Source organism: Alteromonas sp. 07-89-2 (genome assembly GCF_013113925.1).
GTDB classification, from domain to species: Bacteria; Pseudomonadota; Gammaproteobacteria; order Enterobacterales; family Alteromonadaceae; genus Alteromonas; species Alteromonas macleodii.
Genome location: NZ_VTYM01000032.1, coordinates 1 through 19037 on the forward strand (window position 1 = coordinate 1; position 19037 = coordinate 19037).

18 protein-coding genes are annotated in these 19037 nt (G+C 44.4%); 9 read left to right on the top strand and 9 right to left on the bottom strand.

Annotated elements, in window-relative coordinates; genetic code table 11:
- Positions 1 to 267: 267 nt before the first annotated feature.
- Positions 268 to 660: a DUF3224 domain-containing protein gene (locus tag F0261_RS17385; RefSeq protein ID WP_014978874.1), complete on the top strand. Its 393-nt coding sequence runs from the start codon at positions 268 to 270 to the stop codon at positions 658 to 660.
- 101 nt (positions 661 to 761) lie between these two features.
- Here the strand turns inward: F0261_RS17385 and F0261_RS17390 are convergent, their stop codons facing one another.
- The gene (locus F0261_RS17390) at positions 762 to 1211 is read right to left on the bottom strand and encodes an Hsp20 family protein (RefSeq protein ID WP_014976128.1); all 450 of its coding nucleotides are present in this window, start codon (positions 1209 to 1211) and stop codon (positions 762 to 764) included.
- Positions 1212 to 1600: 389 nt separating this feature from the next.
- Here F0261_RS17390 and F0261_RS17395 point away from each other — a divergent pair, with 389 nt between their 5' ends.
- Together F0261_RS17395 and pta are read left to right on the top strand one after the other, a co-directional pair.
- Complete coding sequence (locus tag F0261_RS17395; protein ID WP_171338552.1) at positions 1601 to 2782, top strand: acetate kinase; 1182 nt, start codon at positions 1601 to 1603, stop codon at positions 2780 to 2782.
- A gap of 44 nt (positions 2783 to 2826) precedes the next feature.
- Positions 2827 to 4968 (top strand): phosphate acetyltransferase, encoded by a 2142-nt coding sequence (gene pta, locus F0261_RS17400; protein WP_014978875.1) that lies wholly within the window; start codon positions 2827 to 2829, stop codon positions 4966 to 4968.
- Between the two features lie 43 nt (positions 4969 to 5011).
- Here pta and F0261_RS17405 read toward each other — a convergent pair whose 3' ends face one another.
- The 6 genes from F0261_RS17405 to miaB all read right to left on the bottom strand — a co-directional run bounded on the left by F0261_RS17405 (position 5012) and on the right by miaB (position 11475).
- Entirely contained in the window at positions 5012 to 5755 is a 744-nt protein-coding gene (locus F0261_RS17405) for an NYN domain-containing protein (protein WP_014978876.1), read from the bottom strand.
- A gap of 121 nt (positions 5756 to 5876) precedes the next feature.
- The gene (gene lnt, locus F0261_RS17410; RefSeq protein ID WP_171338553.1) at positions 5877 to 7376 is read right to left on the bottom strand and encodes an apolipoprotein N-acyltransferase; all 1500 of its coding nucleotides are present in this window, start codon (positions 7374 to 7376) and stop codon (positions 5877 to 5879) included.
- A 106-nt stretch (positions 7377 to 7482) separates the two neighbouring features.
- Positions 7483 to 8340, bottom strand: coding sequence for a CNNM family magnesium/cobalt transport protein CorC (gene corC, locus F0261_RS17415; protein WP_014978878.1), 858 nt, complete (start codon positions 8338 to 8340; stop codon positions 7483 to 7485).
- A gap of 116 nt (positions 8341 to 8456) precedes the next feature.
- On the bottom strand, positions 8457 to 8933 hold the full coding sequence (gene ybeY / locus F0261_RS17420) for an rRNA maturation RNase YbeY (RefSeq protein WP_171338554.1): 477 nt from the start codon (positions 8931 to 8933) through the stop codon (positions 8457 to 8459).
- On the bottom strand, positions 8930 to 10012 hold the full coding sequence (locus F0261_RS17425; RefSeq protein ID WP_014978879.1) for a PhoH family protein: 1083 nt from the start codon (positions 10010 to 10012) through the stop codon (positions 8930 to 8932). The genes ybeY and F0261_RS17425 overlap by 4 nt, the downstream gene beginning before the upstream one ends.
- A gap of 29 nt (positions 10013 to 10041) precedes the next feature.
- Positions 10042 to 11475 (bottom strand): tRNA (N6-isopentenyl adenosine(37)-C2)-methylthiotransferase MiaB, encoded by a 1434-nt coding sequence (gene miaB, locus F0261_RS17430; RefSeq protein ID WP_014948994.1) that lies wholly within the window; start codon positions 11473 to 11475, stop codon positions 10042 to 10044.
- 305 nt (positions 11476 to 11780) lie between these two features.
- Here miaB and F0261_RS17435 point away from each other — a divergent pair, with 305 nt between their 5' ends.
- The 3 genes from F0261_RS17435 to F0261_RS17445 all read left to right on the top strand — a co-directional run bounded on the left by F0261_RS17435 (position 11781) and on the right by F0261_RS17445 (position 13725).
- On the top strand, positions 11781 to 12980 hold the full coding sequence (locus tag F0261_RS17435; protein ID WP_014978880.1) for an FAD-dependent monooxygenase: 1200 nt from the start codon (positions 11781 to 11783) through the stop codon (positions 12978 to 12980).
- Positions 12980 to 13156, top strand: a complete 177-nt coding sequence (locus F0261_RS17440) for a hypothetical protein (RefSeq protein WP_014948996.1) — start codon at positions 12980 to 12982, stop codon at positions 13154 to 13156. Before F0261_RS17435 ends, F0261_RS17440 begins: the two co-directional genes overlap by 1 nt.
- A gap of 86 nt (positions 13157 to 13242) precedes the next feature.
- Positions 13243 to 13725 (top strand): hypothetical protein, encoded by a 483-nt coding sequence (locus tag F0261_RS17445; RefSeq protein WP_171338555.1) that lies wholly within the window; start codon positions 13243 to 13245, stop codon positions 13723 to 13725.
- 77 nt (positions 13726 to 13802) lie between these two features.
- Here F0261_RS17445 and F0261_RS17450 read toward each other — a convergent pair whose 3' ends face one another.
- Positions 13803 to 14393: a TetR/AcrR family transcriptional regulator gene (locus tag F0261_RS17450; RefSeq protein WP_171338556.1), complete on the bottom strand. Its 591-nt coding sequence runs from the start codon at positions 14391 to 14393 to the stop codon at positions 13803 to 13805.
- Between the two features lie 149 nt (positions 14394 to 14542).
- Here F0261_RS17450 and F0261_RS17455 point away from each other — a divergent pair, with 149 nt between their 5' ends.
- Complete coding sequence (locus F0261_RS17455) at positions 14543 to 15094, top strand: carboxymuconolactone decarboxylase family protein (RefSeq protein WP_171338557.1); 552 nt, start codon at positions 14543 to 14545, stop codon at positions 15092 to 15094.
- Positions 15095 to 15255: 161 nt separating this feature from the next.
- On the opposite strand, the gene F0261_RS17460 is transcribed toward F0261_RS17455, so the two are convergent.
- Positions 15256 to 15438, bottom strand: coding sequence for a hypothetical protein (locus tag F0261_RS17460; RefSeq protein WP_014976139.1), 183 nt, complete (start codon positions 15436 to 15438; stop codon positions 15256 to 15258).
- Positions 15439 to 15685: 247 nt separating this feature from the next.
- On the opposite strand from F0261_RS17460, the gene F0261_RS17465 reads away from it, so the two are divergent.
- Both F0261_RS17465 and F0261_RS17470 read left to right on the top strand, forming a co-directional pair.
- Positions 15686 to 15856: a hypothetical protein gene (locus tag F0261_RS17465; protein WP_171338558.1), complete on the top strand. Its 171-nt coding sequence runs from the start codon at positions 15686 to 15688 to the stop codon at positions 15854 to 15856.
- A gap of 593 nt (positions 15857 to 16449) precedes the next feature.
- Complete coding sequence (locus F0261_RS17470; RefSeq protein WP_171338559.1) at positions 16450 to 19014, top strand: TonB-dependent siderophore receptor; 2565 nt, start codon at positions 16450 to 16452, stop codon at positions 19012 to 19014.
- The last annotated feature ends 23 nt before the right edge of the window (positions 19015 to 19037 follow it).

Below are 19037 nucleotides of genomic sequence, written 5' to 3' on the forward strand. Positions count from 1 at the left end.
GGACTGTGACAAAGAGTAAAAGGCTTCCATAACGACCCCTTCGGGCAGCGCCTTTGTGCCATCTATACTGCGTTGAATGTTCTCGATTTAGAACCACTAAACCGCCAAACATTCGCCTTGTCTAGATGGCACACAGACCGCTGCAAAAATGTACAACAAAGGTCAACAGGCCCTAAACACCCTGTTACAATTTGCGGACTGTTTTTTCCTTTCTGAGAAGCTAGGGTTTACAGTTTATAACTAAAAACCATTTATAAAGAGATATTTATGGCGTTCAAAGGAAGCTTTTCCATTACTCAATGGGACGAAGACACACTTAGTGAAAGATCAGAGGGAATTAAGGTATCTCACGCTAGTATTAAGCAGGTGTATTCTGGTGAAATGAGTGGCGAATCTAATGTCGAGTTTTTGATGTCTTATCAATCTCAGATGTCTGCCAAATTTACCGGGTTTGAAACCTTCGTTGGCGTAGTAAACGGTATGCGCGGCACAGTTACTTTTCAGCATGCCGGTAAGTTTGAGAATGGAGTTGCAAGCAGCGAATTTATATCAATTGAAGGGTCTGCTACAGGTGAACTGACGGGGAAAAACCTACGAGGTAACTTTAAGTCTGGTGAATCGGGTAAAGCTGATTACGCCATTGAAATCAACAACGCTTGAGTAATGGGTAAGCGCCAACTAAAAGCGATTTTTTTAAGCCCAAAAAAAACGGCGCCGAAAGGCGCCGCTAAAAGTTGGGAAACAAACCAAGAAACTAACTATTAATTTTCAATTAAACGAGAACCAATCTCTATTTGACGAGGCTTCTTGGCTTCAGGAATGACTCGCTCCATATCGATGTGTAACAGACCGTTTTCCATATCTGCAGCTAGCACTTTTACATGGTCGCCAAGTTGGAATTTACGCTCAAAGTTACGCTCTGAAATACCCTTGTGCAAGAACTTACGCTCTTTGCTTTCTTTATCGTCCGCTTCCGTTTTCTTCGTGCCCGTAATCGTCAACGTGTTTTCTTCAACCTGAATAGAAACGTCGTCTTTACTAAAGCCGGCAATGGCCATGGTTACACGATACTTGTCATCGCCAAGTAACTCTATGTTATACGGCGGGTAGGTACTTTGCTTCTCAGCACGAGATGCTGCATCAATTAATGACGCTAGGTGATCAGAACCAATGAATGAACGGTAAAGTGGAGATAGATCGATAGTACGCATAGTCATATCCTCAAAATTAAGCAATATGTTAAAAGTTTAAATGCCCCGACTCTGCGGCGGCGGTTTTGTCGACCTGACCTTTCAGCGCCGACAAAACATATATAGGAATGGCCCAAATACTTTTCAAGAAAGAAAATGCATATTTTTTCCAAAAAACTTGGATTTAATTTTAAGTGTATGTATTTATTGGTTTTATTTGTTTCTTTTTTTACGGCATGAAATGAATCGCGTGCTTTTCAATAAATATTGAGAAAAAACCTCACATACAATAAGTGTATGCGATGTTTTTTATAAAACATTTAGCAATTGTTTAACCAATCCAGTTGTTTATAAATGCTACAATTTGGTTAAGCAAAATGTCTTACCACTTTTATTTGTAAATTAAAAAAATGAAGAAAGAAGTTATAGTTTTAAATTGCGGCAGTTCGTCCGTAAAGTTCGCGATAATTGACGCTGACACTGGAGAGGCTGGACTGTCTGGTATTGCTGAAGCACTAGGTAATAGTGATACTAGTTTGTCTTACAAGTTAAACGGCAAAAAAGAAAAACGCGCACTACCTGAAAAAGCTGGCCATACCGAAGCGTTAAGCGCAATTTCAGAAGTTATCGCTAGTACGGGCGTTAAGCCTATCGCAATAGGGCATCGTGTTGTTCATGGTGGTGAAAAGTTTAAGCAGGCTGCACTTGTCGATGATAGCGTACTAAAAGCAATTGAAGATTATGCAAGCATGGCTCCGCTTCATAATATGGCGAACCTAAAGGGGATCGTCACGGCGCAAGAGGCTTACCCTGACCTGCCTCACGTAGTCGTATTTGATACTTCTTTCTTTCAAACCTTACCCCAAAAAGCCTTTATTTATGCTTTACCCATGTCGCTTTATCGTGAGCACGGCATAAGACGCTACGGATTCCATGGAACCAGTCACAAGTTCATACTTGATAGCATGGCAAAAATTCTTGAGAAGCCGGCTTCAGATACCAGCATTATCAGTGCCCACCTAGGCAATGGCTGCAGTGTGTCGGCTATAGAAAAAGGTGTGGCGGTAGACACAAGCCTTGGCTTTATTCCTCTTGAAGGCTTAGTTATGGGCACTCGCTGTGGCGACTTAGATCCGAGTCTACCGGGAACGTTGCAGAAGAAGCTTGGCAAAACCGCAGATGAGATAAGTGATTTACTGAATAAACAGTCTGGATTACTTGGTATCTCAGAGCTAAGTAACGATTGTCGAACCCTTGAAGATGCGGCGCTTGAAGGTCACGAAGGTGCACTATTGGCCATTGAAATCTTTTGCTATCGCTTAGCTAAATACATCGCGGGTTATATGGTAGCCGTGCCCACGTTAGACGCTATTGTATTTACAGGCGGAATAGGGGAGAACTCATCGCTTATTCGTGAGACAACTATGGGGTATTTCGCCCACTTTGGAATTAGCTTAGATGAGCAAAGAAATACCGACGCGCGATTTGGTCAAGGTGGAAAGATTACCGCTGATACCGCATCAACGGCAGTTTATGTTGTGCCTACAAATGAAGAATGGGTGATAGCCGCAGAAGCTGCAACCTTCGCGTAAATTATATAAGCAACGCCAACGCGTTAGCAAAAGCAGGAGTAACTATGTCTCGCAGAATTATGTTGATCCCCGTGGGTACCAGTGTGGGCCTAACTACGGTCAGCATGGGCCTTGTTCGTGCTATCGAGGAACAAGGCATAAAGCTCAATTTCTTTAAGCCCGTTGCACAGCCACGCAAAGGCGATAACGGCGAAGAGCGCTCTACAGCAATTATTGCGCACCATGCCAGTGTGTCTCCCATCACGCCTTTCGAGCTTGAATACGTAGAGCGAATGATCAGTAACGACAGCACCGATGAGCTCTTAGAGGAGATCATCGAGCGGTTTGAAGAAAGCAGTGTTCAAGAGGCTGTTACTGTTATTGAAGGATTGGTGACAACTCGCCATCATCCTTATGCAGAGCGCCTGAATTTAGAAATTAGTCGGGCACTTGATGCCGACATCGTTTTCGTGGCTGTGCCGGGAAATGAGTCGACCACAGATATCAATCATCGCCTCGAAATCGTTGTAGACACCTATGGCGGTCACAAAAGTCAAAAAGTAGTGGGCTGTATCTTCAACAAGGTTAACGCGCCTTTTGATGAACATGGTCGCTTACGCGCTGATATTGGCGCAATAGAAGCCCCTGAGCACGACGAAGAGCGAACCCAAGCGTTACGTGATTTGCCTATTTTCAAAAAGGGCTTGAGTCTACTTGGCACAATTGACTGGAGCGCTGATTTAGTGTCTCCTCGCGCCACCGACGTAGCGAAGCATCTTAACGCTAGTTTGTTAAACGAAGGCGAGTTGGCTGAGCGGCGTTTAAGTAGCGTCACGTTTTGCGCGCGAGAAATTCACAACATGACGCACACCTTAAAGCCGGGGGCGCTACTTGTAATGTCGGGTGATCGCGGCGATGTTTTCGTGTCGTGCTGTTTAGCTGCATTAAACGGCACAAAGCTAGGCGCGCTCTTGCTTACTGGCGGCTATCAGCCGGATGAAAACATTATGGCGTTGTGTAGCCAGGCCATGGAAACGGGTTTACCGGTTATGCTGGTAAATTCCAATACGTGGCAAACAGCACAAGCACTTCACGCTTTTAATCAGGAAGTACCTGTAGATGACAGTAAACGCATTGAAAAGGTGATGGTTCACACAGCGGAAAGTTTAGACGCAAGATGGGTAAATTCACTTACCCAAAAAGTGTCGCGCCAGAAAAAACTCTCTCCATCAGCGTTTCGTTTTTACCTAACAAACCGTGCAAGGCAGGTAAATAAACGCATTGTGCTTCCTGAAGGAAACGAGCCAAGAACCGTGGTCGCGGCCTCTATTTGTGCCAAACGGGGTCTTGCTCGTCCTGTATTGCTAGGCGATGAAACTGAGATTAGGCGGGTAGCAGAACAGCAAGGTGTTGTACTGAGCGAAGGCGTTGAAATTCTCTCGCCGTCGGCCATTAAAAAAGACTATGTTGAGAGCTTAGTGGCGCTACGCGGCCATAAAGGTGTGACGGAAGTGGTTGCCCAAGAGTTGTTAGAAGATAACGTAACTCTGGGCACGATGATGCTTCAGCAAGAAGACGTGGATGGATTAGTGTCAGGTGCAGTAAATACAACTGCGAACACTATTCGCCCAGCGCTCCAGTTAATAAAGACCGCTGAAAACGCGTCTTTGGTGTCGTCAGTATTTTTTATGCTGTTGCCTGACCAAGTTTTGGTTTACGGCGACTGTGCAATTAACCCAGATCCCAACGCTCAACAGCTCGCTGATATCGCTATTCAATCTGCGGAATCTGCACAAATGTTTGGCATTGAACCGCGGGTTGCGATGATTAGCTACAGCACTGGTTCGTCAGGTGCAGGAAGCGATGTAGAAAAGGTGAGAGAAGCGACCAAAATTGCGCAAAGCCTTCGCCCTGATTTACTTATTGATGGTCCACTTCAATACGATGCAGCGGCTATCGAAAGTGTGGGCAAGAGCAAGGCACCAAATAGCCCTGTTGCTGGTAAGGCAAACGTGTTTGTTTTTCCTGACCTCAATACCGGAAATACCACTTACAAAGCGGTACAGCGTAGCTTCGATCTAGTGTGTATTGGCCCAATGCTGCAAGGCATGCGAAAGCCCGTTAACGATTTAAGTCGCGGTGCATTGGTAGACGATATTGTATTTACCATAGCACTTACTGCTATTCAGGCGGCAGGTGATAGCTAATATATAGTTGGATGTCGTTCAAAGGTATTGACTTACGCAGCGTCTAGTATTTTGGCGCTGCGTATTTTGATTTGCCAATTTGCTTCGCTTTTTTCTTGTCTCTAACCCATAGCACAGAACCATTAGTTTTCTTCATTTCAAAAAGATCTATGGCTTGAAATAAATCACTCAGTTTCTTGAATCCATAATTGCGTTGATCGAAGGATGCATGGTTTGAAATATGTGTTCCAATTGGGCCTAACATCGCCCACCCTTCATCATCTTCCACAGCTTCAACTGCTTGTCTTAACAAGTTCATCAACCTAGTGTCGCTTTTGATGTTCTTCGTATCTTTTTGAATCAGAACTTCTTTCTCATTTTCCTTGTCCAAATAAAGGAACCGAGAACAACTATTTACGAAAGCTAAAGGCGCTTTTCGCTCTCCAAAGCCTATGACATATTTCCCATCAGCTAATGAGCGAGTTACCAAAGGTGTAAAGTCGCAATCTGATGATACAAGGCAAATAACGTCTATATCCTTTGTGTACAATACATCCATTACATCAATAACTAATGCCATGTCTGTTGCATTTTTACCTTTGGTGAGGTCAAACTGCTGTATTGGCTGAATCGCAAACTCATGGAGGACATCTTCCCATGGTTTTAAGTTTTGGTTCTTCCAATTTCCGTATGCTTTTCTGATATTAACAACGCCGTAACGAGCTAGTTCAGAAAGTACCTTATCGATTTTCTGAGCCGGTGCGTTATCAGCGTCAATAAATACCGCGATTTTTTCTTTATCCTTCACGTAGAGCTTCCTTGCAATTAGTTTCGTTTAAACCACTGAGATATTGATTAAATTTTTGCTAACTTAAAATCTAGCATCAAAGAATCATCAATCGCAGAATGGAGCAAAGTGACTAAAAGTTCTATTGCCTTCTAACTATCAAAGCAGCAGTCATCAGCGCGATAACTATAAACCAAACACCTAGCTCTTGAAGATGGTAATACGGTGTAAACCCTCTGGTTGCGACAACAGGCGCCGAAATATTACCTGCCATGAATTGAGGTAGCCGAGCAGTTAATTCGCCTCTGTGGTCTATAAAAGCCGTAATGCCATTATTTGTCGCTCTAACGACAGGGCGGCCTAACTCAAGGGCGCGCATTTGCGCTATCTGCAAATGCTGAGCAGGCCCATGTGAGTGACCAAACCACGCATCATTACTCACGGTTATGATCATGTCGGTATTTTCGTATACATTTGCCATCACTTGATGAGGAAACGCAATTTCAAAACAGATAGCGGGGGCTAGGTGAATGCCGTTAGCTTCAAGGTTTGCCTGTTGATAGTCACCTCGAGAGAATGATGACATAGGTAAATCGAATAGGGGAGCGAGCGGGCGAAGCCAGTCTTCAAAAGGTACGAATTCGCCTACGGGCAATAGATGATGTTTCGAAAATCGGTTGTTGTGGAAATATTGATAGTCGGGATAAGCGGCATCTGGCGTACGTTTACCTAGCACAATTAGGTTGTTCCACGCTTCATCAGTTTCCCAGTTGTAATTAACAATACCCGTAATAAGTGCCGTGTTCTCTTGAAAGGCTCTTTCGTTAACTTTAGCAAGATAAGGTTGGGCTAATGGCTCAAGCTTTGGAACCGCGGCTTCAGGCCAAATGATAAGGTCGTTATCCCATAAGCTTTCAGTTAATTTCCAATAGGTTTCCATGGTTGGACCATCTTGCTCTGGCACCCATCGCAGACTTTGCGCGATGTTGCCTTGAGCCATGCCTACTGAGTAGGTTTTTTGGGGGGCAACCCAAGTATGTTGTTTAAGAAGGTAGCCACTGGTAAATAAGCACAGCGCCACTAGCACTGCGTTGGCGAAAGTTCGCTTATTGTGTATCAACGCAAATAGCGTAGCGCTGATAACGATAAGCGCGCTTATTCCCGTTTCTCCGATGATTGGCGCAAAGCCTGAAAGAGGGCTCTCTAATTGACTATACCCTAAAGATAACCATGGAAAGCCGGTTAGCATCCAGCTTCGTAGCCACTCCGCCGCAACCCAGAAAAGAGGTAACGCCATTGGCCACAAGTGGGGAGAGAAGTACTTGGCGGTTAACTTGGTGGCAAGCGCAGGATAAAGCGATAAGTAACCACATAGCAACGCCATAATGCCAATAGATGCCGCAATGGGAAGCCCGCCAAAGTCGGCAATACTCACATGAACCCAGCTTATACCCGCTCCAAACCATCCCGCACCGAACAGCCATCCGGCTAAAAATGGGCGATGTCTGAGCTTTATCACCTGACGTATAGCAAGTGCAAGCGCAGGAATAGTTAAAAGCCACATGTTAAAGGGAGCGAAAGCAAGGGTTAAGCTTGCACCACTTAGTAAAAGAAGAAGGTGGGGGGTAAACCGTTTCAGCATAGGAGTCATCTGATCGTGGTTAATAGAGTTGTTACGTCAACATAGGGTGAGCACGAATAAAATCATGCTGCCCTATGCTGAAACAGGCGTAGTTTGCGTTACTTCACTATTCGAGCGAAGGCACTGAAACCTTAAGTTGGATAAGTCGGCGCTTATCAGAGTTAGTCACTTTAAATTGAATGTCGTCAATGGTGATTTCGTCATTGGTTTCAGGCATATGACCAAACGCTTTCAGAACAATACCGCCAATAGTGTCGGCTTCTTCTTCGCTAAACTTGGTTTCAAAAAACTCGTTAAATTCGTCAACCGGCGTTAAGGCTTTAACTGAGTATGTTGATTTATTTAACGGGCGAATATCATCGGTACCATCTTCTTCCGTATCGTATTCGTCTTCAATTTCACCCACGATAATTTCAAGGATATCTTCAATCGTGACTAGACCAGACACACCGCCATATTCATCTACAACAATGGCCATGTGGTAGCGTTGCTGACGGAACTCTTTAAGCAGAACGTCCACGCGTTTACTTTCTGGGACAATAACCGCAGGGCGCAGAATATCGCGAAGGTTGAATTCTTTTTCCGCGTTAAATGCAAAAGCTAAAAGATCTTTTGCTAACAAAATACCTTCGATGTGGTCTTTATCTTCGCTGATAACGGGGAAACGGGAGTGAGCAGATTCAAGCATTACAGGTAAAAACTCTTCTACCTTTTGCTCTACATCGATGGTGGTCATTTGAGCGCGAGGGATCATGATATCCCTTACTCGCATTTCATTTACCCCAATAACCCCTTCAATCATTTCGCGGGTTTGTGGGTCTATGATTTCGTTCTGTTCAGCATCAGTAATAACCGATACTAACTCTTCTTTACTTCTCGGCTCGCCAGAAATTGAATTTTTTAGTTTATCTAACCAACTCTTGCCTGATGAGCCGTTGGTAGAGTGAGGATTATCGTCGCTCATAATGTCCGTTTAATTGTTAGTTCAACGCCAACGTTAAAATGGTTCTCGCTGGTCGTCAATGTTTTATTGTTATTAAGTGTTAAAGTACTTAACTAACAATGGTTTATATTGAATTGTTAATCAATATATTCGTAAGGATTAGCAATGCCAAGGTGCGCAAGAATATCAATTTCCTTGCTTTCCATTACCTCAGCTTCCGCATCATCAATATGGTCGTAACCCATTAAATGCAATAGCCCGTGAACAGTCATGTGCGCGTAGTGGTTGCTTACGTCTTTATGCTGTTCTTCGGCTTCTCGACTAATAACGGGGGCACAAATAACCAGGTCGCCTAAAAGGTTTATTTCTATACCTGGAGGCGCTTCAAACGGAAAAGATAAAACATTTGTGGGTTTATCTTTTCCTCTGTATTCATGGTTAAGGCTTTGACTTTCGGCTTCGTCAGTAAAGCGAATGGTCACTTCTTGCTCAGCTAACCCTTCGTACTTGAGCACGGCGTTAGCCCAAAGCTCGAGTTCCGCAGGTGAGGGAATGGCCGACAAAATGGCCTCGTCACCTTCAAAGGCTTGCTGTACATCAATAATGGCGCTCACGATACGTTGTCGTCTTTCGTTTGCGTGGCATTATCGTCTTGAGAAGCCTGTTCACGTTGAAGTCGCAACGCTTCTTCTTTACGTGCTTTGCGAAGACGCTCTTGTTCAGCGTCGTGCACTTCATAGGCTCTTACGATACGCGCAACCACAGGGTGGCGGACCACGTCTTCAGCGTTAAAGAAGTTGAAAGAAATGTCATCCACTTCACTTAACACTTCAATAGCATGACGAAGACCTGATTTTGCACCGCGAGGTAAGTCTACCTGTGTGATGTCACCGGTGATTACCGCTTTTGAATTGAAGCCAATTCGGGTCAAGAACATTTTCATTTGCTCTACCGTGGTGTTTTGACTTTCATCCAGGATAATAAAGGCATCGTTCAGCGTTCGACCGCGCATATAGGCCAGCGGTGCAACTTCAATGACGTTGCGTTCCATAAGCTTTTCTACTTTCTCGAAGCCCAACATTTCAAATAGGGCGTCGTAAAGCGGACGAAGGTAGGGGTCAACTTTTTGTGAAAGGTCGCCGGGTAAGAAACCGAGCTTTTCACCCGCTTCTACCGCTGGGCGGGTAAGCAAGATACGGCGAATTTCTTGTCGCTCAAGCGCGTCCACAGCAGCAGCGACCGCTAGGTAGGTTTTACCCGTACCGGCAGGTCCAATACCAAAAGTAATATCGTGGTTTACAATGTTCGCCACATATTGCGCTTGGTTAGGGTTACGCGGCTTAATCACACCGCGCTTAGTCTTAATATTCACTTCTTTGCCGTAGCCGCCGGTTGCGTCTTTTTCAATAACGCGGGCTTCTTGAATGGCAAGATGAACTTGTTCTGCTTCTAGCTCGGGAATACGGCCCTTAATAGGCTGAGTTTCTACATAAAGAAGCTTAAGTAATTCGCTGGCACTTTTTATTTGCTGCGGTTCACCCAACACCTTGAATGCGTTATTTCGGTAGGTAATCTCTACGCCTAACCTGCGCTCAATTTGTTTAATGTTGTCATCAAAGGGGCCACATAAACTCGACAAACGTTTGCTATCTGCCGGTTCTAATTCAAATTCGTTACTAACCAATGTACTCAAGCTACTTTTTTCCTCGCTATAAAATGTATTTAGGCTGGGTTAAATTGACCCACGCCAAGCTCATCGGGCAAATCTGCCTGATGCTTTGCCATGATAGATTGGGGCGAAACGGCAACACGCAAGCCCATTTCGCTCTCTCTGCGCACAACTTCGCCACGTAGTGAGTTAGTGAATACGTCAGTGATGTTCACGTCAACGAATTCGCCAATCATGTCAGGCGTACCTTCAAAGTTCACTACACGGTTATTTTCAGTACGTCCCGAAAGCTCCATTGGGTTTTTCTTTGACGGACCTTCAACCAAAATTCGCTGCTCTGTGCCAACCATGTGACGAGCAATACGAAGAGCCTGTTGCGTAATACGCTGCTGTAGCAGGTGAAGACGTTGCTTCTTAGTTTCTTCACTTACGTCATCTACTGCGTCGGCAGCAGGCGTACCCGGGCGAGCACTGTAAATAAAGCTGAAGCTAAGGTCGTAATCGACTGCCTGAATCAAATCCATGGTGGCTTCAAAGTCAGCATCTGTTTCACCTGGGAAACCAATAATGAAGTCGCTCGACAAGCTAATGTTCGGGCGAATTTTCTTCAGCTTACGCATTTTAGACTTGTATTCGATTGCTGTATGGCCACGCTTCATCAAGTTCAATATACGGTCAGAGCCGCTTTGAACAGGCAAATGTAGGTGGTCTACTAACTCCGGAATAGACGCGTATGCTTCTATAATGTCATCAGTAAATTCAACCGGGTGTGAGGTGGTGTAACGAATTCTGTCGATACCGTCGATGGCCGCTACCAATTCAAGCAGCTCAGAGAAACGACAAATTGTACCGTCGTAATTTTCACCGCGATACGCGTTAACGTTTTGACCTAGAAGATTTACTTCACGCACGCCTTGACCTGCAAGCTGAGCGATTTCAAGCAACACGTCGTCAACAGGACGGCTTACTTCTTCACCGCGGGTGTAAGGCACAACACAGAATGTGCAGTATTTTGAACAGCCTTCCATGATTGAAACGAACGCCGTTGGACCTTCAGCACGTGGCTCAGGCAAACGGTCAAATTTTTCAATTTCCGGGAAGCTTACGTCAATGACTGACTTTGCGCCGCCCTGAAGCTGATTGATCATTTCAGGCAAGCGGTGCAGTGTTTGTGGACCAAAAACTAAGTCTACGAACGGCGCGCGCTGACGGATGGTATCGCCCTCTTGAGAGGCTACACAGCCGCCTACACCGATAATAAGTTCAGGTTTATCTTGCTTAAGTGTTTTCCAACGGCCTAGCTGGTGGAACACCTTTTCCTGTGCTTTTTCACGAATTGAGCATGTGTTAAGCAAAATTACATCGGCTTCTTCAGCACTTTCTGCAGCACTGTAGCCATGCGTTGAGTCTAGTAAGTCTGCCATTTTCTCCGAGTCGTACTCGTTCATTTGGCAGCCCCAGGTTTTGATATACAGCTTTTTAGTCATAACAACTATTCGATAACCTGTTAGTGTTCCTGTAAGTGAGAGCAGTTTCACCGTTGTTTAGAAAAGGTGGCTGCCAGAATGTTGTTTTACGTGAAGCGCTTAAATCACCACGTAAAAAACACTGATAATGTCAGTTACAGGAAGATGTTCAAAATAGCCGCATATTTTACCTGTTATGCAAGCATATTCCCAGTATCTTGAGACGATTCGTTAAGAATTGATCTAGGGCAAGCCAGTTCTACGTTTTACTTCACAGCGCTTTGTGTTTTAAGACATAATGCAAGTGCGTGTTTTAAGGAGAGTAAATGGTCGATTTTTGTATAAATGGCGGCGGTATGGTAGGTGCTGCACTTGCGTTGGGGCTTGCTCAGCAGCAGTTTAAAGTAGCAGTGATAGAGCCGTATCTACCAGCACCTTTTAACGCTGAGAAGGGGCCTGACTTAAGGGTTTCAGCCATCAGCGAAGCATCGGTAACGCTGTTAAAAGCCCTTGGCGCTTGGGAACACATAGCCGCCATGCGTGTTAAACCTTACACAGGCCTAAGCGTGTGGGACGACCCAGCCCATCGAACAGACTTTACCGCACAAAGTATCGACATGCCCCAACTAGGCTTTTTTGTGGAAAACCGATTATTGCAACTGGGGTGCCACCACGCATTAAAGCAGTTTGACAATGTTGAGCTCATTACCGGACAAACGGTGCAAGATATTCAATTAACGAATACGGCTAAGGTCAGTCTTTCGAATGGCAGAACCATTGAAGCGAGCTGGCTTGTAGGCGCAGATGGCGCAAACTCTCAGGTAAGAAAGGCGGCGGGCATTGGCACCACAGGTTGGCAATATGCGCAGCAGGCGATGGGGATCACCATAAAGATGGAGAACGCCGTTGAACCTGTAACCTGGCAGCAGTTTACATCGAGTGGCCCTAAAGCCTTTTTACCTATGTTTGATAACTTCGCTTCGCTAGTTTGGTATGACTCGCCTGACGAACTCAAACGGATTAAAAGTTTAAAAGCGAACCAACTTGAAAGTGAAATTCTTAAAACGTTTCCAGATGAATTGACCAGAAATGGCAATAGCTTTTCAATTATTGATAAAGCGATTTTTCCACTCACGCGTGCTCATGCCAATCACTATGTGAAAGGCTGTTGTGCGTTAGTTGGTGATGCAGCGCACACTATTAATCCGCTTGCCGGACAGGGTGTTAATTTAGGTTTTAAAGATGTAGAAACCTTTCTTTCTGTGTGTGCTGAATTCAAGCCATTCGGTTGCGACGACGCATTGTCGCTAACCGATAAAGTATTTTCTCAAAGGCTTATCAGCAATTATGAAAAGCCACGAAAGCGAGATAATTTGGTGATGATGACGGCAATGGATGGGTTTTATACCTTGTTTAGCAATGACGTTGCCCCCATAAAATGGATAAGAAACCAGCTTCTTTCTGTAGCGCAGCGCATAGAGCCTGCTAAACAAGAAGTGCTCAAATATGCGATAGGGTTACGATAATGGAAGTGTTAATTTTACTGGCGGTGTTATTTGGTGCGCTAGCATTGATTATACCGCTAATAGAACGCTCTAAAATGCGAATCAGTAATGAGGATGCTGCGAAATGGGCTAAGTGGATTTGGCCCTTAATGGGGATTTTGCTTATCGCCCAGTTGTTGCGGTTACTGTTCTCTTAGCTGCTGCTTAGGTTTAAAAAGCTACAAAATCTAGCCACTTGCCGAACTCAAATCAATTCACTTCACTTTTTCAAAGGTTCAAAGGAATGACCGTACAATTTTCGCAAGGGTTCTCCAATCAATGTCCGTGGGTTAATCTAAAAGGCTATAGCCTTTATTATATTTGGCAAGGGCATCCAGCAGACGAAGGTGAAAAACACTTTTATCAGTTGAAGAGTAAACCTGACCCTGAAAAGGTTGAGGTGATATCTGCCTGCTGGGATGGCTATGCAGGCAGTTACCAGTTAAGTGCTGAAGGAAGCCTTATTCTTACTCGGTTTCATTACTTCCTCCCCAACGGGTTAGGGGAGTCCGATACCTTACTTGAGGAGTTACACGGCGACTTTTACTTAGAATTTAGAACCCACTTTGAAGGCGATCAGCTATATGTACCGTTTGTTGATGGTAAAGTGACTGTTGACCAGGAACAGTGGGTTGAGGTAAAGCGAGACTACGTTAATGTGAAAACGGACAAAAATGGTTTTTCCACTTGGTTTAAACGGTTCATTCCGAACCGCTTATTTAAGTAAATCAGGGCTCATCCAACTGGTTTCACGGCAATTTTCATGAAATGCACTGCGTCAGTTTTTGTAAGCCTTCATCTAGATTAATGTGTTTGTTGTGGCCATTGTCCTTTCAAATCGATAATGACTTTGTCTATCATCTTAATAGTTGTTTGATTATCGTCTTGCAGTAAGGCAAACGCTCGTAAGCCAACGAACTGATTTTGAAGCCACTCTGCGGCTGTTGACGTTGGCGTATGTTCAGGCAGCTCACCTTTTTCGATACATGCTTCAATAATATTTCTAAAACCAGCCTTAAGGGTTTGCATGCTCTCAAGTACAGCTTTTTTGGCAATATCACCAATGAGTTCTAATTCTGCAATAGACTTAACCAGCAAGCACTGGCGCATGTAGCGTTGCTCGTCGGGGCCAGTTAATGCTTTTTCAAAAAAGTGGTAAAGAGCATCTAAAGGTGATTGAGCTTCTGTGACTTGCTTTAAACGTTTTGCACTGTTGTCTGCATAATGCTCAACAACAAGTTTGAATAAACCTTCTTTGCTTTGAAAACGCGCATAAATACTACCGGGGCGCATATCCAATGCCTGCTGAATATCACGCATGCCAGCCGCCTGAAAGCCTCGTTGCCAAAAAAGCGTAGTGGCTTTTTCTATAATCTCATCGTGGTCATATTTCATCGCTGCATACCTTATACGTGAATGTTTTGAACATATGTTCAATTATCACTTGAACGATCGTTCAAGTAAACCTATTATTATTGGCATACGAGTTGTGAGTAGCGCAAAGCGTTGCTTGCAGTTTTTGTTCACATCAATAGGAGAGTGACATGAGCGATTTTACTTTACACACGAAAGAGAGTGCGCCAGAGGCAGCGAAGCCTTTACTTGATAATTCGCAAGCAGCATTTGGAATGATTCCAAATCTACATGCAGTAATGGCAGAAGCGCCGACTTTGCTTGAAGGCTATCAAGTGCTGCATAAACTAACGCAAGAAACATCGTTCAATGCAGAAGAGTTAACGGTGGTTTGGCAGGCAGTGAATGTAGAGCACGCGTGTCATTACTGCGTTCCAGCGCACACGGGTATTGCTAAGAGTATGAAAGTGCGCGATGACCTAATTGAAGAGTTGCGAAACGATGAAACACTGTCTGACAGCAAATTGAATACGCTTAAAGAAACTGTGCTGGCTGTAACTCGCGGGCGAGGTAATGTTGATAATGCGCAGCTTGACACATTTTACAGTGCTGGATACAAGCATCAGCAATTGTTAGAAATCATACTTATATTGGCGCAAAAAGTGATGAGTAATTATACCAATCATTTGGCCGATACGCCTGTAGACGAACCTTTCAAAAAATTTGATTGGTCGCCTAAATAATCATTTGATAGCTCTTTTAAAACGGAAGCAAGGCTTCCGTTTTTTGTTTCTGGCTTAAACGCTTGCTAGTAATTTCGCAAAAGCTGAATAGCAGTAGGCTACACAGTGTGTAAATAAAAAGCGCAAACAGCATTTTTCTATTCCTATTCAAAATACGACTATTAAGACGCTAAGGGCAGCTGCGGGCTTAATTCTTCTACAGTTTCCATTGCAACTAACTCTTCGTATCCCTTTTGCTGCAACAGTGTTTTCAAATCGTCGCAATTACTGCATTTATTTTGTTTAGCGATAGCTACTGCTTCGATGAAACACGATAGGTGAGTTATAGATTGTGTTTGTGTCATGGTCTACTTCACTTTTGATTTTACGTAAGTTCGTTGTTTCCATTTTTATTGGAATTACTTTGGCTTAGCCTGAAGTCACTAATGTGACACTAGCATTACGCTTTTATGAAAAATAAGGGTGAAAAGTTCAAAACACCTTGAAATGTATATACATAGGCTATACATTTTGTATTCGAATAATGTGGTAGTACTTGCAGATTCTCATTGAACGACATACTGCACGTATTGGTATTTGCAAGGATTTAAGGTGTCTGAAAAAAACAGTAAAAAGAAGAAAAAGAATAGTCAGATGATTATTCGAATCAACGACGAAGAGCGTGCCCAGTTTATCGCGTTATGCGAAGACCTAGACACTTCTGCTGCTCGTGAAGTTAGACACTTTATTCGAGAATTTATTGCCAAACACGGCGATCAATAGCGGCTTTGCTAAACGTTATGTGAGTGAAGCGAACACTACAAATAAAGATAAGGGTTTACATCATGGCTAAGAAAAAAGAGTTAAAAAAAGCGATTAAAGCAACTAAGGCGAAAATTTCTAAGCAAGAAGGAAAGCTGAAAAAGCTTAAGAAGAAGCTTAAAAAAGCATAAGCGCTTATTTGGCACTCATTAGTGCAAATTTAGTATAAAAAGCGCTCTGAACGGAGCGCTTTCTTGGTTTTATGTACTCTAGTCACAAATTACCTTTTGTGAAGGTGGCACCTTCCTACCGCCTCTTACCACCAGTGCAATAGATGATTCCGTCGCTTCATCTTCAAAATTCTGCCTGTCGTCGATATTAAGGATTTATTACAACTTTAGTATTGTGCGAGCGAATCTTTTTGTGATTTACTCAGCCTTCAAGCACCGCGTGCTTTTCATCTCTAATAATAATAAGTCTGATCAGACAATCTGGCGTTTAGCAGTACCCCAACAACAGAAAGAAAATATTGTATTTCAACGCGTTTTTGATTCACGAAATACAAAACTACACACTTCGAAAAGTAAAATTTAAAAGAATTCAGGAACAACACAATGCAACCGGCAAAATTTAACGCTTCTGCTTTCAAGCTTTCCCTCATTGCTTCTGCAATTGCAGGAATGGCTTTTTCTTCTTCGTCAGTGCTTGCACAGGAGCAAGCTTCTGTTGATGAGCAAAATGTTGAGCAAATCCAAATTGTAGGTTCACGTCGCGTTGGTCGCACCATCAATGACTCCCCTGTACCTATCGATATTATCGATGCTTCATCTATAGAAGCAACGGGGCTCACTGAAACCAACATGATCTTAAACCAGTTACTGCCCAGCTTTAACTTCCCTCAGCCATCTATTACCGATGGCACCGACCACGTACGACCAGCGCAGCTGCGTGGTTTAGCACCAGACCACACGCTGGTATTAGTTAATGGTAAGCGTCGTCATACCTCTGCGCTTCTTAATTTAAATGGTTCGGTGGGGCGTGGCTCTTCAGCGGTAGATTTAAACGCTATCCCGGCTAATGCGATTAAGCGTATTGAGGTGTTGCGTGACGGTGCCGCGGCTCAGTACGGCTCAGATGCCATTGCCGGCGTTATAAATATTGTTTTGAAGGATGCTGCCGAAGGCGGTGAAGTCTCGGCAACGTATGGTGCTAACGTTACAACAATGGACGGTGTGCCTAACCTTGAAGGTGTGAGTGTTGGTGCTGACGGTAATTTAGCATTCGCTGAAGGAAGCGACAGAGACGTTACCGATGGACAAACCTTTACCCTTCGCGGAAACGTAGGCTTCGAATGGGGAGATGACGGCTTTGTTAACGTATCAGGTGAATACCGCGACCGTGGACAGGCGAACCGTTCGGACTACGACCAGCGAGAAAACTATGCGCGAGACGCGGACGGCAACCTAGACCCTCGTGAGCTTACGGTCAACCGCTACAATCACGTTTACGGAAATGGTGAGGTGGAAGACTACGCCTTGTTCATAAACGCGGGCAAAGCCCTTACTGATAGCGTTGAGTTTTATACTACCGCAGGCTACAGCACTCGTGATTCGGTAGGCGGAGGCTTTTACCGTCGTGCTCAAGATTCACGAAACGTAGTTGAAATTTATCCAGACGGATTCCTACCTTCTATTCAAACTGACATAACCGATATGTCGCTGCTTGCTGGTATTAAGGGCTATGGCGATGTGTGGAATTACGACTTGTCCGTAACACATGGTGGTAATGAGCTTGAGTATGGTGTTATCAACACCCTAAACACGTCTTTAGGTCCAACGAGTCAAACTGAGTTTGACGCGGGTACGCTAGAATACAACACCACAATTGTGAATGCTGACGCGTCGCGTTTGGTAGATACCGGGTATTTCTACAGCGAAATGAACTTCGCCATGGGCGCAGAATATCGTCATGAGAGCTATGAAATAACTGCAGGTGAAGAAGGGTCTTACATACAAGGTTCGTTTGGACCTGGCGGCGTGGTGACTGACTCGGTAGACGGCCCGTTTGGTGCTGCTGGTTCGCAAGTATTCCCTGGCTTTACACCAGAATCTGCAGGTGAAAACAGCCGTCATAACTATAGCTTCTATGTGGATGTAGAAGCCGACGTTGTAGAAAACTGGAACGTAGCAGTGGCAGGGCGCTATGAAGATTATTCTGACTTCGGCAGCACGTTTAATTGGAAAATGTCTCACCGTGTAACCCTGAGTGATGCATTTGCACTTCGAGCGTCAGTATCAACCGGATTTAGAGCACCATCGCTACAACAGCAATTCTTCACCTCAATCGCGACGGTATTTGTTGATGGCGAGCCAACAGAGACGGGCACATTTGCGCCGTCAAGCGATGTTGCGCAAGCACTGGGTAGCCCGGGCCTTGATGCAGAAGAATCGAATAACTACAGCGCAGGTTTTACCTACTCGCCAACCGCTGATTTCAACCTGACAGTAGACTTTTACCGCATTGATATTGACGATCGTATCGTGCTGTCTAACAACCTATCAGGTGAGGGTATAGAAGCGCTACTTGCAGGTACGGGAGCTAATCAGGCACGATTCTTCTTAAATGCGATAGATTCGCGTACGGAAGGTGTTGATATTGTTTCTACCTATACGCTTAATACGTCAGATTATGGTGCGTTTAACTTTAACGCAGGTGCCAACTTTAACGATAACGAAGTAACAAGTGTTATCGATGCACCTGAGGTGTTGCAAAATGCAGGCTTCGACCAGGCTAACTTGTTCGATGATGTTGAACTACGTCGCTTCGAAACGGCTTCGCCTGACAGCAAACTGAATTTAGGTGTTACGTGGAATTATGACCGCTACACAACAACCTTACGTACTACTCGTTATGGTGAAGTGGAAGACCCATCGTCAGTTGAAGCACGCAATGAAATCATTCCGTCAGAGTGGATCACAGACCTAGACGTTCGCATTGCGTTAACAGAAGGACTTACCGTTTCTGTTGGTGCTAACAATTTGTTTGATGTGTACCCAGAAACAACCCGTGAACTTGTGGATGATGTAACTACGTTCTCGCGCTTATTCCCGTATTCAGGCTTTTCGCCTTACGGTTTTACAGGCCGTTTTGTTTACGGAAAAGTTTCGTATAGCTTCTAAATAGCACCGGTTCTTGAGTGCTG

Excerpts from the sequence above, each read along its gene's own strand:
- F0261_RS17385 (WP_014978874.1), top strand. The coding sequence starts at position 268 with ATGGCGTTCAAAGGAAGCTTTTCCATTACTCAATGGGACGAAGACACA.
- F0261_RS17390 (WP_014976128.1), bottom strand. The coding sequence starts at position 1,211 with ATGCGTACTATCGATCTATCTCCACTTTACCGTTCATTCATTGGTTCT.
- F0261_RS17395 (WP_171338552.1), top strand. The coding sequence starts at position 1,601 with ATGAAGAAAGAAGTTATAGTTTTAAATTGCGGCAGTTCGTCCGTAAAG.
- pta (WP_014978875.1), top strand. The coding sequence starts at position 2,827 with ATGTCTCGCAGAATTATGTTGATCCCCGTGGGTACCAGTGTGGGCCTA.
- lnt (WP_171338553.1), bottom strand. The coding sequence starts at position 7,376 with ATGCTGAAACGGTTTACCCCCCACCTTCTTCTTTTACTAAGTGGTGCA.
- corC (WP_014978878.1), bottom strand. The coding sequence starts at position 8,340 with ATGAGCGACGATAATCCTCACTCTACCAACGGCTCATCAGGCAAGAGT.
- miaB (WP_014948994.1), bottom strand. The coding sequence starts at position 11,475 with ATGACTAAAAAGCTGTATATCAAAACCTGGGGCTGCCAAATGAACGAG.
- F0261_RS17435 (WP_014978880.1), top strand. The coding sequence starts at position 11,781 with ATGGTCGATTTTTGTATAAATGGCGGCGGTATGGTAGGTGCTGCACTT.
- F0261_RS17440 (WP_014948996.1), top strand. The coding sequence starts at position 12,980 with ATGGAAGTGTTAATTTTACTGGCGGTGTTATTTGGTGCGCTAGCATTG.
- F0261_RS17445 (WP_171338555.1), top strand. The coding sequence starts at position 13,243 with ATGACCGTACAATTTTCGCAAGGGTTCTCCAATCAATGTCCGTGGGTT.
- F0261_RS17450 (WP_171338556.1), bottom strand. The coding sequence starts at position 14,393 with ATGAAATATGACCACGATGAGATTATAGAAAAAGCCACTACGCTTTTT.
- F0261_RS17455 (WP_171338557.1), top strand. The coding sequence starts at position 14,543 with ATGAGCGATTTTACTTTACACACGAAAGAGAGTGCGCCAGAGGCAGCG.
- F0261_RS17460 (WP_014976139.1), bottom strand. The coding sequence starts at position 15,438 with ATGACACAAACACAATCTATAACTCACCTATCGTGTTTCATCGAAGCA.
- F0261_RS17470 (WP_171338559.1), top strand. The coding sequence starts at position 16,450 with ATGCAACCGGCAAAATTTAACGCTTCTGCTTTCAAGCTTTCCCTCATT.